Below are 1,130 nucleotides of genomic sequence, written 5' to 3' on the forward strand. Positions count from 1 at the left end.
TCCCTACTCCCTACTCCCTACTCCCCACTCCCTCTTCCCCACTCCCCATTTCCCTGGTGGTAAGTTCTAAAAAGACATCTTCCAGAGTAGCGCGAGTGCGACGCATCTCGTGCAATCCTATGCCAGCGCCAACGGTTACGGCGGCAATATCCCTTCCCGGCTCCAATCCTGCTTCTGATACAATCCGAATTAAGAAACGATCTGGGGGTAAGCCTTCTACATTGTCAGCAATTTCCACTAGGGAAACTCCTGGTAGGAGTTGTAATAGTTTTTGTAATTCTATCGGGTTTCCATTTATTTCCAACTCGTAACCGCCGCCCCCAGCTAACTGTGCCATTAAATTTTCTGGGGTATTGATGGCGACGATACTGCCTCGGTTGATAATGGCGACTCGACTGCAAGTCATGCTCACCTCTGGCAGTATATGGGTGGAGAGGATAATTGTACGATCGCCAGCAAGACTTTTGATTAAGTTTCGCACGTCAATGATTTGGCGGGGATCTAGACCTACTGTCGGTTCGTCTAGAATAATGGCAGGTGGATCGTGGACAATTGCCTGTGCGATGCCCACTCGTTGGCGGAAACCTTTGGATAGTTTGCGAATGAGGATTTTGCGCTTTTCCTCTAGGTTACACCGCGCGATCGCACTGTTAACCTTAGAATTGCGATCGCCTGCTGCTATTCCTTTAATTCCGGCTACAAAGTGCAAGAATCCCTCTACTGTCATTTCTGGATAGAGAGGCGGTGTCTCTGGCAAATAACCAATCTTACCTCGGACTGCCATAGAATTTTCATGAACATCATAACCAGCAATCCGGGCAGTACCGCTGCTTGCGGGGAGATATCCAGCTAAAATACGCATTGTAGTGGTTTTCCCTGCACCGTTGGGACCTAGAAATCCTAGGATTTCTCCAGCTTCAACGTTGAAGGTGACATCCTGAATGGCTGGAGTGGATGCGTATATTTTGCTAAGATGCTCTACTTCTATCATAGTTTGTTGTTTGTTATTTGTTATTTGTTGTTTGTTGTTTGTTGTTTGTTATTTGTTATTGGGAAGGGGATAAACAATGGGAGCATCCCGAGAAAGGAAGAAATGCAGGTTGTATTCTTTCTCCCCCCTTTGACAAGGG

General features: G+C 46.9%; 1 protein-coding gene. It reads right to left on the minus strand.

Annotated features, from left to right (window positions below; genetic code table 11):
* Positions 1 to 10: 10 nt before the first annotated feature.
* Positions 11 to 991, minus strand: coding sequence for an ABC transporter ATP-binding protein (locus NJ959_RS29905; protein ID WP_254015397.1), 981 nt, complete (start codon positions 989 to 991; stop codon positions 11 to 13).
* Positions 992 to 1,130 lie beyond the last annotated feature (139 nt).

Origin of the sequence: Limnofasciculus baicalensis BBK-W-15 (assembly GCF_024178385.1) — a bacterium.
GTDB classification, from domain to species: Bacteria; Cyanobacteriota; Cyanobacteriia; order Cyanobacteriales; family Coleofasciculaceae; genus Limnofasciculus; species Limnofasciculus baicalensis.

Excerpts from the sequence above, each read along its gene's own strand:
- NJ959_RS29905 (WP_254015397.1), bottom strand. The coding sequence starts at position 991 with ATGATAGAAGTAGAGCATCTTAGCAAAATATACGCATCCACTCCAGCC.